The 10878-nt window shown below is 46.0% G+C and carries 11 protein-coding genes; 5 read left to right on the top strand and 6 right to left on the bottom strand.

Annotated elements, in window-relative coordinates:
* Positions 1-750: 750 nt before the first annotated feature.
* Together AB1797_09600 and AB1797_09605 are read left to right on the top strand one after the other, a co-directional pair.
* Positions 751-2196, top strand: coding sequence for a putative sulfate exporter family transporter (locus tag AB1797_09600; GenBank protein MEW5767861.1), 1446 nt, complete (start codon positions 751-753; stop codon positions 2194-2196).
* 248 nt (positions 2197-2444) lie between these two features.
* Complete coding sequence (locus AB1797_09605) at positions 2445-2594, top strand: hypothetical protein (GenBank protein ID MEW5767862.1); 150 nt, start codon at positions 2445-2447, stop codon at positions 2592-2594.
* Positions 2595-2778: 184 nt separating this feature from the next.
* Here the strand turns inward: AB1797_09605 and AB1797_09610 are convergent, their stop codons facing one another.
* Both AB1797_09610 and AB1797_09615 read right to left on the bottom strand, forming a co-directional pair.
* Positions 2779-5286, bottom strand: a complete 2508-nt coding sequence (locus tag AB1797_09610) for a hypothetical protein (protein ID MEW5767863.1) — start codon at positions 5284-5286, stop codon at positions 2779-2781.
* Positions 5287-5474: 188 nt separating this feature from the next.
* Complete coding sequence (locus tag AB1797_09615; GenBank protein MEW5767864.1) at positions 5475-5585, bottom strand: GxxExxY protein; 111 nt, start codon at positions 5583-5585, stop codon at positions 5475-5477.
* Between the two features lie 440 nt (positions 5586-6025).
* Between AB1797_09615 and AB1797_09620 the strand changes: the two genes are divergently transcribed.
* Positions 6026-6427, top strand: coding sequence for a hypothetical protein (locus AB1797_09620; GenBank protein ID MEW5767865.1), 402 nt, complete (start codon positions 6026-6028; stop codon positions 6425-6427).
* Between the two features lie 6 nt (positions 6428-6433).
* Here AB1797_09620 and AB1797_09625 read toward each other — a convergent pair whose 3' ends face one another.
* The gene (locus AB1797_09625; GenBank protein ID MEW5767866.1) at positions 6434-6562 is read right to left on the bottom strand and encodes a hypothetical protein; all 129 of its coding nucleotides are present in this window, start codon (positions 6560-6562) and stop codon (positions 6434-6436) included.
* Between AB1797_09625 and AB1797_09630 the strand changes: the two genes are divergently transcribed.
* On the top strand, positions 6552-7397 hold the full coding sequence (locus tag AB1797_09630) for a hypothetical protein (protein ID MEW5767867.1): 846 nt from the start codon (positions 6552-6554) through the stop codon (positions 7395-7397). The two genes, AB1797_09625 and AB1797_09630, sit on opposite strands and share 11 nt — an antisense overlap.
* A gap of 377 nt (positions 7398-7774) precedes the next feature.
* On the opposite strand, the gene AB1797_09635 is transcribed toward AB1797_09630, so the two are convergent.
* The 3 genes from AB1797_09635 to AB1797_09645 form a co-directional block, all read right to left on the bottom strand.
* Positions 7775-8470, bottom strand: a complete 696-nt coding sequence (locus AB1797_09635; protein MEW5767868.1) for a carbonic anhydrase — start codon at positions 8468-8470, stop codon at positions 7775-7777.
* Positions 8471-8964: 494 nt separating this feature from the next.
* Positions 8965-9645 carry a nucleotidyl transferase AbiEii/AbiGii toxin family protein gene (locus tag AB1797_09640; protein MEW5767869.1) on the bottom strand — a complete coding sequence of 227 codons (681 nt, stop codon included), beginning with the start codon at positions 9643-9645 and terminating at the stop codon, positions 8965-8967.
* Positions 9633-9935 (bottom strand): hypothetical protein, encoded by a 303-nt coding sequence (locus AB1797_09645; GenBank protein ID MEW5767870.1) that lies wholly within the window; start codon positions 9933-9935, stop codon positions 9633-9635. The genes AB1797_09640 and AB1797_09645 overlap by 13 nt, the downstream gene beginning before the upstream one ends.
* A 610-nt stretch (positions 9936-10545) precedes the next feature.
* Here AB1797_09645 and AB1797_09650 point away from each other — a divergent pair.
* On the top strand, positions 10546-10776 hold the full coding sequence (locus tag AB1797_09650; protein ID MEW5767871.1) for a nitrilase-related carbon-nitrogen hydrolase: 231 nt from the start codon (positions 10546-10548) through the stop codon (positions 10774-10776).
* Positions 10777-10878 lie beyond the last annotated feature (102 nt).

Here is a 10878-nt window from a genome sequence, read left to right on the forward strand (position 1 = left end):
ATTATAGTGCTATGGGTTAAGTTTCATCTCCTTTTGTACCGACAGCGTCGGCATAAGAGCTTCCCCTCCCTTGATGGGAGGGGTTAGGGGGGTGAAATAAACAATCCTCTTTCACCCTCACCCTATCTCTCTCCCATCAAGGGAGAGGGAATTTCGCTTTGTCTCCCAACTAACTGCTTAACTTAGTTTTGAGTAGTTACGGTGGTGGGTCAGAATCTTGGTGGTCTACTTAAATTGAAGAAGTAACAATTCAGCCCCTGATTAACACCGATTAGCCCGGATAAAATAGTATTATACCAGAATGAGTTGAAAATATGTATCTGTTTAGCGTATGCCCAACCACGAACAGGGCAATTACCTCATACACCTTGGATTTCGCCCCGTCCAGGTGAGCTTGGCCTGACAAGGTATTGTACAGAATTATAAATAATATGTCAACTAATTATTTAACCGATATCAACAAGGGATGGTAACTATTCAGCCTCTATTAAACCCGACTTCACGAATTTTTAGAAAGGAAAATTTGCAACTCTTTATATTTTAAGATATTGTTAAATAGGGCAAGAATTTTGTAATATCTAACGAATTTTCCAGTTGCTTTCTTAATAAAAAAGGTGTAAAATAAAAGTTCTAAAGAAAAGTAAGGGTGTAGTATATAACATAAAAAATTCCCTTGAAAAATCAAGGGTTTGCAAAGACGGTTGTGAAGTTGGGTTAAATTCGAAATTAAAAAAAGGAGGCAAGTAATCAATGGAAGAAAAAAAGGGTTTAAGTGAAGATTGGTTAGCGGTATGGCTGGGGCTATTTATATTTGCCCTTTCACTGGGGGTTTTTAGTGGCGTAGATTTACTGGGCTGGGTAGTAAAAACAGGGATATGGACCGATATGGCCAAGGCATTAAGTCCTATCTCTGAGGTGTATGGTAAGTTAGGCGGGTTGGGGTCATTAGTGGCCACTTATTTGTTTTTATTGGTCGTTATGCTAATCGGTGGATGGGCTTTAAAGGTAAATATGGGGAGATTTATGGTAGGTTTCACCGTAATATTCTGGGTGAGTTATCTTTGCTGGATTGGAGGTAGCTGGGCCAATATAGCCGTAACCACACCTGCGGAGATGGGAAAATTTGGTATCTCCTGGTCATTGAAATTAACCCCAGAGGCAGGATTTATAATTGCTCTGGTGGTTGGATTGTTAATTGGCAATTTTTATCCGAGGTGTGCCGAGGCCATAAAAGAAGCTGTAAAGCCTGAATTGTATATCAAAACCGCCATTGTTATTCTGGGTGGATTTTTGGGGGTGATGGCCGCGGAAAAGTTAGGACTGGCCACGGTGGTGATGTTTAGAGGATTATGCGCTATTATTGAAGCCTACCTGATTTATTGGGCCATCGTGTATTTTGTGGCCAGGAAGTGGTTTAAATTTAGTCGGGAATGGGCCGCACCCCTGGCCTCAGGCATCTCAATCTGTGGTGTCTCGGCGGCTATTGCTACTGGTTCGGCCATAAAAGCCAGACCGATTGTGCCCATAATGGTCTCTTCGCTGGTCGTTATCTTTGCGGTAGTGGAGCTTTTAATCCTGCCTTTTGTCGCCGAAAATCTCCTCTGGAACCAACCCATGGTCGCCGGTGCCTGGATGGGTTTAGCTGTTAAAACAGATGGCGCCGCCGTAGCCAGTGGGGCGATTACGGATGCCCTTATTCGAGCCAAGACATTGGCCCTATCAGGTGTAAATTACCAGGAAGGCTGGATAATGGGAGCTTCGGCGACGGTTAAGATATTTATTGATATTTTTATCGGGATATGGGCATTTATTCTGGCCATTATCTGGTGCTCCGTTATAGAACGAAAACCAGGTGAAAAGGTTAGTCCGAGCCAAATATGGGAAAGATTTCCCAAATTTGTCTTGGGCTATGCGATTACATTCATCATCATTCTGGTTATCTGCCTTTCTTCCCCAGAATTACTAAGCAAGGCAAAGACAGCGATGGGTGAGGCCAATGTTTTCCGAGGGATATTCTTTACGATGACATTTTTTACGATTGGTGTTCTCTCTAATTTCAAGAAGCTCTGGGAAGAGGGTATTGGCAAGTTAGTGGCGGTGTATGTTCTCTGTCTCTTTGGATTTATTATCTGGATAGGACTGTTTATCTCGTGGATATTCTTTCACGGCATCAGGCCACCTGTGGTCACAGGGTAAGAAAGGTAGTAAGCGTTCAGCCACTAAGGCACAAAGATTACAAATAATAGCACACGGATTACACGGATGAAACGGATTGACACGGATAAAAATTTATTAAAAAAAATCCGTGAGAATCCGCCAAAATCTGTGTCATCCGTGGGCTATTCCATTATTCTCTTTGTGCCTCAGTGGCTTTGTGGCTGAACGGTTACGAAAGGCAATCGGTAATCGGTTGCCAATTACAATGAAAGGAAGTGCTTATAATTATGGCCCAAATAGCCGAGGAACTAAAAAAGATGGAGTATGAACCATTACTCCCCGTAGAGAAGAAACTGATTGGCTGGAGTATATCTTTAGGGATTGTCTTATTGGGAATACTGGTGTGGATAAGTTACACATTTTTCTCTGTTCAATAGAAAGAAAAGTAAGTGTTCAGCCACAAAGACACTAAGACACAAAAATAGAGCAGCAGAGCAGCAGAGCAGTAGTTAAAGACTTTTCCGAAGGTTCCAGAACTGCTGCTCTATTGCTCTACTGCTCTCTAAGATACATACTTTAATAATTTCCCCTTCGTGTCTTCGTGCCTTAGTGGCTGAACGGTTACAGAAGATACGAAGTGACACTTTTCAAACACCCTCTAAGAAACAAAGACACAAGGAAGAAAAAGGCCGATAGTAGCGAGGTCTTTCCTGCTCCCAGAGGCAAGAAAAGCAAACAGATGACCAGGGCAGCTAAACCGGCCCCTAATAAGTAATAACCGGTCAATAATCGCCTCCTTGCCCCTTCCGTAATTTCCGGCATATTCAAACTGCGGCTGCTCAGGAAACCGGCTAAAACGGCCAGACCCGGAAAGACAATCTCAGCCAGGACAAGGTTCCCTCCTAAGGTAGAAATACCCATCAATATCAAGGGGAGAAAAAGGAGATATAAACCCAGCATTCGTTGAGCCAACTTTTGATGGCGGATGGCGCACCCACTTCTATCACCTCTTGCCTCGAAACTCGACGACCCGCCAGGGGGTGCCCCGAACCTGAAACCTTTCATCCCTATCCTAAATCCGATTAGAAAGGCAGCTACAATGACCCCTAATCGGTGGTAGACATGCCCATATAAAGCCTGAAGGCTCAAAATCAGAATCACCACCACCGCCCAACCGCCAAAGCCTGAAATAAGCCCTACATACCGCTTTTCCCCTCTATCAGACGAGTCTGGTTTTCGGAACCAAAGAGTAAGTCCCAGATAGAGGAGGATGAGCAATAAGGTAAGCATTAATAGCTTATCTGCTTTAAAACCAAGGACTGCCGGGGAAAGGTCTCGATTAATCCTTGGGGGCAATTCGGTTGGAATAGGATAGGGTTGAATTTGAGCGATGTCTAGGCCGGCTTCTTTTGCTCTGGCGGCAATTTCCATAGAGGATAAGGATAAGATGTTAGCGCTGTTCGAACACAGGAAGCCCTGGGACCCTTCTTTTTGCTGAACAAAGATGACCCCTGAAAAGACGTCTCCCAAAGTAGCCCCTAAGAGAAGGCGGAATGTTTTGATTTCGCACCCACTTCGTGGGTACCCGTGATTTCGGATTGCGGAACTTTTAATTCCGTATTCCAAAAAGAAAAGCCCATCTTCCTCCAGGATTCCGGAGAGAGAGGCAAAGAACTCCTTGGTGTAAAAGCGATTAAATCGCAGGGTGGAAGGATAAGGCGCCGTAAGAAGGATCACATCATATTTGCCCCGAGAACCCTCCATAAGTCTCTGACTCTCTTCTTCTCTTAATCCGCCCTCAATAAATCTCCGCCCCTCTTCTCCCCTTAAACTAACTCTTGGATCAAAGAAGGCATCTCTTTTTTCAGGGGGGGTATACTCCAATAATATATCCGCCATCAGAGGATCAAGACCAACATAATCAACACCTTCCACTGGGTAATTCAGAATCTCTCCCAATCCCTGCCCTCCGATCAGGCACACCCTCTTAGAATGCAGAGGGCGAAAGGCGGAAGGCGGATCTTCAGATTGTGGATGGCGGATGGCAGATGGCGAAATAGAGGAGGCGAAGGGTGAGGTGGGAAATGAAAAATCCGAAATCCCGGGTACCCACGAAGTGGGTACGAAATCCGAAATTAAAAAGGGGAGCTTGATAAGCCCTGAGAGGTCTTCTTCTCCGATAGTTAGAATTTCCTGACCGCTTAAATGGAGCTTATGTCGGCCTTCAATAGAAGTTACGGCTAAATGCCCATAGGAGGAATTCCGAGAGTCAATGATATTCTCCTGGCCCCACTGCCAGTATCTGGATAGGATTTGGAGCCTATCAGGCGCCTTGCTGAGCAACAGATAAACAGCGAGTAAAGTGAGAAAAAGGACAACTATAGGCAGAAGACTAAATCTATGTCTATAATAGACGGTATGACCGGCCCGAGATGGTTGTTGGTAATCTATCTTGGGGAAAAGGAAGCGATGATAGGCAAAGGGTGTCTGGGGATACTGGGCATTAAAGGTCGTTTTTCTATGTAATTTTTCCCTTAGCGAGGTCAAAGTCTCTCCGGGCCGGTAAGTTCTGGCAGGAGCCTGGACCTCAACCGGCGGGGGATGAAGAAGTTTGGATAAAAGCAGAAGGCTGGAGGTCAGGCATAGGGTCCCCAGGGGAATAATTATCCAGAAGGGATGAAGATAATGGATGGCAGGTTCAAGGATGAGAGCACCCATCATAAGCCCCCAAAGGAGTCCTCCGGTTGAAAAGCGAAAGGCAAGGTTCAGTTGAAATCCTTGCAAAAGAGACAATATGGCCGTAATAACTATGCAGATGTGGAGGATAGAACTTATATCTGGCGTGACCGCCAAATGCCTGGCCAGTCTGGCAGTCACTAAGGTCACCGGCATAAGAAGGCTTAGAAGAATCTGAGATATAATAAGGACTCGATAAGTTCCCTTTTCTCCCTTGCCCAGTCCTGATAGCCCAAGGCTGCCTACCGCCATCCAGCACAGGGAAATACCCAACGCTATTCCCAGGGATATTTCAAACCCCTGAAAGGCCACCAATAACTCTTTGGCCAGAATAAACTGGCTTAAGGGGATAGCCGCCCCAATCAAGCTAAAGGTAAATGTTTCTTTCGACATCAATTGTGCTCCGTAAGTAGAGAGTAGAGAGACCTCTCAGCTCTCAATTCTATATGTCTCCCCATCTTAAGGTCAAAGTTGATGTTCTCTGGTAACTATTCAGCCACAGATTTACACGGATGAAACACTGATTTTTTTAATATTGGATATCCCAATTCTACTGAATGTTTCCGTTGTAATAATTCAACCTATAATGCTTTCTGATAAACTTTTTCCCAAAAGCCATAACCGAGAACATTGTAAACTTCAAATGCTCCTCTGATAATATCCTCTGTTATTTTTCCATATTTTAAACCCATTCTATTTTATCCGTGCTAATCCGTGTCAATCAGTGGCTGAATAATTACGTTCTCTGGCTCCACGAGTGAATTATACCATTAATCATAATCTCTGTCAAACTATTCCATCTTTAAGAAATCTTAATTCCCATTGAGAGCAGAACCAACTAAGTCCAGCTTTTCTCTACCTGGGGATTCTTCTGGTAGATTTTCATTCTTCACACCTGGGGGCAGCAAGTTTTGTTTGACAGAGAATATGTCTTATGGTAAACTATATTAGTCCAGCTCGGCGGAACTTCCTCCCTGGTTTGGAGTCACAGATAAGGGTCAAGGCTTCCAGGGTTCAAGTAAATCTACCCTTGAATCCTCGAACCCTGTTGAAACCAGGGAGAAACTTAGGCCGGGCTGTATTAGGGTCAGAGATTGAAACACAGTTGAAACTAAGATCCGAGGAGGAAACAATGTCAACATATACATTACCAAGAGAGGCCTTTAACTTATTAGAAGAGGCCTTTGGAGAAAGGCACAAGGCAGAGGTATTTGCTCTGGCCATAGAGTCAGCTATTGATGGGATTAAGGAAAAGGCCAATGAGACTATAGTAGAAAAGAAAGAGCATATAAAAATAGAGGTTAAAGAAGAATTAAAAAAGGAGCTGGTCACAAGAGAAATTTTTGAAGAGAGGTTTAATCTTATTGATGAGAGATTTAAGGGCCTTGAAAGGGAAATGGATGAGAGATTTAATGTGGTTGATGAGAAGTTTAAAAGTCTTAATTTTAAATTAAACATTTTTATTGCTATTGCCCTTATGGCCCTGACATTTGCTAACCCCGCCTTTGTAAAATTGATAGAGAAGATCTTTTAGTTTAGGCTAAAAGGTGACCACCTCAAATCTGTTGGCCGTGCCCCAGTTGGTGGAATTGGTCGCCTGATCAAAGAACTTCACCCGCCAGTAGTAGCTGTCCTCCGGCAAGGCATTCAAACCGCTGATGCGTCTCACCACCGAGAAAGCCCGGATCAAACTCAAAAGACTCTACCCACCGCAGACCACCTCTTCACGCCGAGGTCGCCCTTTTACCTACACGCAGAAGGTGCTGCTGGTGTTCTTCGTTATCATGCAGTTTCGTCGGATTTTCCGTTTCAAGGCCCAATGGCGCTGGTTGAAAAACCATCCCCACGAGGCCCAGGAGATCGGTTTCCAGGGCACGCCCCATCGCACTACCCTGCTGCGGCGCTATAAGAAGCTCTATTCAGTGATCCAGCAGTTTGCTGCTTTCGTGGGCCAGTGGGCCGAAGAGCTGGATGAGGCCTTTTCCAGCGATACCCTCTACGAAGACAAAAGCCTCTTCAAAGCCCAAGGACCGGTCTGGCACCAGAAGGACCGCCAAAAGGGCCACATCCCCGAGGGCTTGCGCCACCTGGATACCGACGCCATCTGGAGCAAGAGTGCTTACCATGGCTGGGTCTATGGCTATGGGCTCAATGCTACTTGTAACCGCCAGGGCTTCCCCAAGCTGGTCCAGGTCGAAACGGCCAGCGTCTCCGAGAGCCAAGTCATCGATGAGAAGGCTGTGAGCATCGAGCCGCTCAATCCCAAGGAGATCGTGGGCGATGACTCCTCCACCAAGTATGGCCGCATCCGCACCTGGGCCAAGAAGGGAGTCGCCTTTCTGGCTCCTGCCCTGAAATGGACGGAAGGACGCAACGCCCAGGCCTACCACCGATTTATCAGCCAACCGGAGAACGCGGAGCCAATGGCGGCCCGCAAGACCGCCGTAGAGCCTCTCTTTGACCTGGTGAGCAAGGTGCTGGGCACCACCAATAACCACAAATAGCTGTCCATCAAAGGCCTGGCCAATGTGCGTACCTGTTTGGCTTTGGGGACGCTAACCGTCCAGATCGCCGTGATGGCCAACAGCATCTGGAGGATGCCCTTACACGACATCTCCCACATGATCTCGGTCTTTACCTGAGGGAAAGGAGCATTCCCCATCGCGGAATGCTCCCTAAGGGAATTACCCACGGGATGTGCAACGAGATACACGTTTTACAAATATCGAGAGCACGCGGGTTTCTGGAAGGGGGAGTAGATGCTCACAAATGAAACCGGCTGTTCTCAGCATGCTGGAACCAGGCGGAAATCCTGAGATGTATGCTCGTTGCGCATCCCGTGGGAATTATGCACACCCCTTAAATAATTAATTATACGCGACTATTTTTGTCGTTTCATATAATGAGGCTTTTTAAGAGGGGCTAATTTTGGCAGATCTATCATCTCAACATGGCCTGTTGTAAGACTATATTCTCCTGCAGCAATCTTTAGTCTGCCTTCAGAGACAAGATGATTGATGACCTTGCTACTCATTACATCTTTATATACATTCTTTATATTTTCCTTGATAGCTGCTTCAATGATTTCATCCTCGCTTCCACCCTTTTCCTTTGCTGCCATAACAGCGGGCATAATCTTTTGCGCCAAAGCACAAGCTTCTCCTTCTAACTCAAGCGTTGCTTTAACCGCACCACATTGTGAATGACCGAGTATTAACAAAAGGGGTACATCGAGGTGTTCTGCAGCATATTCAATGCTTCTTATGATTACTGGGTCAGCAATATTTCCTGCAACCCTTACGACAAAGATAGTTCCGAGCCCTTGGTCAAAAATAATTTCAGGTGAAACCCTCGAGTCAGAACAGGTTAATACAATGGCAAAAGGTTTTTGTCCCTTAGATAGTTCTTTCCTCTTTGCATCACTCAGGTCTTTCTGAGATATGATACCTGATACAAAACGTTTATTACCGTTCATAAGTCTTGTAAGAGATAGATCACCTTTTTCGGTTTCTGCAAAGACAAGGGCTGAAAAGACTACCATTGCAAATAAAGCAATAAAACTTCTGAGACGATTCATAACCCTTCCTCCTTCTAACTTGAGATTGTCCAATAGGCTCCTTATTTTCTCTATCTTCTGTACTCACAGGGGTATATATTTCAAAGGATGATGGTGAAAAACATATCACAAAATTTACTTAATGTCAAGAAAAAATTACCACGAAATGGTAATGGGTCAGTGAAAAGGGGGAGTAACCGTTCACCTCACCACGGAGACACAGAGACACTGAGAAAAATCTAAAAATCATTCTCCGTGCCTCTGTGTCTCTGTGGTGAACGATTACGACCTTATTCCCAAAAGCGGCCCTCTCCCCATATACTGAGCCAACCCCTCCCAGCCGTCTCGGGTCTGGCCATCTATTCACACCTCTTAAGGCCCACTGAATCTTGGTGAAGGTCTTTCAGAGGTAGGGCGGAAAGCGATCCTGGATCTGAAACAAAAGGTTATTGAGCAGTTGGAAAGATGACGATACGAGGTGGCTTGACTGGTAAGAAAGAGAAAGGAGCAGGTGTTCATGTCCACAAATCTTCGAGGTGTTTCCGGCCGGTCTCTATGGCCTGGCGCACCAGAAAGCGCTTCATGTCTGCCCAGGAAGTCTGGTCAATCATGAGGGGCATAGGCAACGCTTCTGCATCGTCAAAATAGGCCAGGGCGCGAGTAGCACTGATGGCGAAGGTGCGCACGCGAGCGTATTTTACGGCCGCCACCTCAAACAAATGTTCAATCGGCACCTGTTGGAGGATGTAGTACAGATCCACCAGATCCTTGCGGGTGCCTCGGTCAATGCTGGCTGCCAACTTCATGGCGCCGATTTCTTCTATAGTGGCTACGGGCACGTTCTCTATCAGTACAGGCTGATGCACCAGAGGGTAAAGGTGCAGACGAAAGAAACTGATACCTACACCTCGCCAGGTGGCTACAAAGGTGGCATCTTTGTCATGAGTGATGGACAGCGTTGGGTCTTCCAGGGCTTCCCGCAGCCCGGTACGTACGTCTGGCCCAACGGCGTCTGAGGCCGGCGAGAAGAAGTCCAGATCAACCGAAAAGCGATGCCCGAGATGCAGGGCCAGTCCAGTGCCCCCGGCCAGGTAAAACTGGCTGATAAACGGCAGGTGGGCGGCTTTGCAGAACGCCTCGTGCGTTTCGGGTGTAAGCGCTTCCCAGTGGGGATTGACTGGAGCTATTTGTCCCATACTTCCCCCTTTGGGGTAGGGAATGGTAAACGCCGCCAATGGCGCACACCCAATAGTTTATGCCAATAGTTGAAGCTGACACGGCATAGCAGGCGCTCGCCCCGGTCATGGATAAAGGTGCGGATACGCGGGCCACCGTAAGTGACAAAGAGCCAACGCACCTCGTCCCATGTGCCATATTCCAGGGTGCGCTGAATGATCAGGTTAGCGTCGCCGTCAATATCCAGGGTTCGAGGGTCATATTCCTGAAAATACGGCCTCAGGCCGGGGGGGATGGTGGTTCTTTCCATAATGTAATACCTTGTGTAACTACTCAGGTAGATAGGCTGAAGGCTGAAGGCTATTGAACTTCAGCCTTCAGCCTCCAGTCTAAATAACCTGTAAGCGTTCAGCCACTAAGGCACAAACTCGATGCTCGATGCTCGATCCTGGATACTGGATCCTTTACCAGCATCGAGGATCGAGCATCGAGCATCCAGCATCATGTGCTGAACGGTTACAATAACCTGAGTAGCTACTCCTGATAATCTGTGAAATCTGGTGTAATCTGTGAAATCTATGGTCTTCTTTTTGTATGGCTAAGTAGTTACTCTGGGGGTAAGTTTTCTGAGGGTCGAGCCGGACACTGAGTCAGGTTGCCACATCCGGCTATGTTCCCTCGAATTTTAGCCACACGCTTATTATAACACCCCTAAATAAAGGTTGTCAATAAAAAATCACCCAACACCTTTACTTAAACTTAGGTAAATAGGCTGAAGGCTGAAGTTCAATAGCCTTCAGCCTATCTACCTGTAGTAGTTACCTAAGATAGTGATGGCGGTCTGTTTTATTTTGAGGCAGCAGCTTTTTTATTGACAGACTCCTGACGGCGTGGTATATTTAGAGATCGGTGAGAAAAATATGCTAAAGTTCCTAAGAATAGGTATGGCCCAGATAAATTGCACCGTAGGTGACTTAACCGGAAATACTCGTAAAATCTGCGAGTATATTAAAAAAGCGGAAGAATCAGGTGTTGATCTAATCTCCTTCCCGGAGATGGCTATTACCGGTTATCCCCCTGAAGACCTTTTACATAAGGCCCAATTTATTAGGGTGTGGCTATTTTATATTACGATACAATTTCTTTTATAGGTAGGAGTTATGATATAAAGAGCTAAAAAAAAGCTCCTTTCTGCCGAGTTATGTAATGGAGGATTCAATAGCCCAGCAGAAAGGAGAACTGGGACGGTTCAC

It is taken from the genome of bacterium (genome assembly GCA_040753085.1).
In the GTDB taxonomy this organism is placed as follows: domain Bacteria; phylum UBA9089; class JASEGY01; order JASEGY01; family JASEGY01; genus JASEGY01.

Coding starts and splice junctions, on each gene's coding strand:
- AB1797_09615 (MEW5767864.1), bottom strand. CDS start 5,585: ATGGGTTTAAAATATGGAAAAATAACAGAGGATATTATCAGAGGAGCA.
- AB1797_09645 (MEW5767870.1), bottom strand. CDS start 9,935: ATGGAAAGAACCACCATCCCCCCCGGCCTGAGGCCGTATTTTCAGGAA.
- AB1797_09635 (MEW5767868.1), bottom strand. CDS start 8,470: ATGAATCGTCTCAGAAGTTTTATTGCTTTATTTGCAATGGTAGTCTTT.
- AB1797_09650 (MEW5767871.1), top strand. CDS start 10,546: ATGCTAAAGTTCCTAAGAATAGGTATGGCCCAGATAAATTGCACCGTA.
- AB1797_09640 (MEW5767869.1), bottom strand. CDS start 9,645: ATGGGACAAATAGCTCCAGTCAATCCCCACTGGGAAGCGCTTACACCC.
- AB1797_09600 (MEW5767861.1), top strand. CDS start 751: ATGGAAGAAAAAAAGGGTTTAAGTGAAGATTGGTTAGCGGTATGGCTG.
- AB1797_09620 (MEW5767865.1), top strand. CDS start 6,026: ATGTCAACATATACATTACCAAGAGAGGCCTTTAACTTATTAGAAGAG.
- AB1797_09610 (MEW5767863.1), bottom strand. CDS start 5,286: ATGTCGAAAGAAACATTTACCTTTAGCTTGATTGGGGCGGCTATCCCC.
- AB1797_09605 (MEW5767862.1), top strand. CDS start 2,445: ATGGCCCAAATAGCCGAGGAACTAAAAAAGATGGAGTATGAACCATTA.
- AB1797_09630 (MEW5767867.1), top strand. CDS start 6,552: ATGCGTCTCACCACCGAGAAAGCCCGGATCAAACTCAAAAGACTCTAC.